The sequence below is a fragment of the Bradyrhizobium sp. Kon56 genome, from assembly GCF_055807635.1.
The window spans coordinates 1-562 of sequence record NZ_JBVVOU010000131.1 but is presented as its reverse complement, the minus strand read 5'-3'; the positions used below and the strand labels follow the sequence as shown (position 1 = coordinate 562).

Here is a 562-nt window from a genome sequence, read left to right as displayed (position 1 = left end):
GGCTGTAGGTGTGACTGCCGAAGCCGTGCATGTGGCGGTAGCCGTCCGGGATGCCACGGTCCGAAAACAGGATGGTGACCTGGTGCAGCGCCTCTGGGGAGTGTGACCAGAAGTCCCACATCATCTGCGCACTTTTCAGGTTGCTTTGCGGCAAACGTTTTTGGGTGTGGATGAAGTCCGGAAACTTCAGCGGGTCGCGGATGAAGAACACAGGCGTGTTGTTGCCGACGATGTCCCAGTTGCCTTCCTCGGTGTAGAACTTAAGGGCGAAACCGCGTGGGTCGCGCTCAGTATCAGCCGAACCGCGCTCGCCGCCTACGGTGGAGAACCGCAGGAAAGTCGGCGTTTGCTTACCCACGGACTCGAACAGCTTGGCGCTTGTGTATTGAGTGATGTCTTGGGTAACGGTGAACGTACCGTAAGCGCCCGAACCTTTGGCGTGTACGCGACGCTCCGGAATATTTTCGCGGTTGAAGTGAGCAAGCTTCTCGATCAGGTGAAAGTCATCGAGCAACAGCGGGCCACGAGGGCCGGCGGAACGGGAATTCTGATTATCCGCAAC

General features: G+C 58.0%; 1 protein-coding gene. It reads right to left on the bottom strand.

The features are described from left to right. On the bottom strand, positions 1-562 hold a 562-nt coding region (locus tag AC0L3B_RS38275), incomplete at both ends, for a catalase (protein ID WP_473382737.1).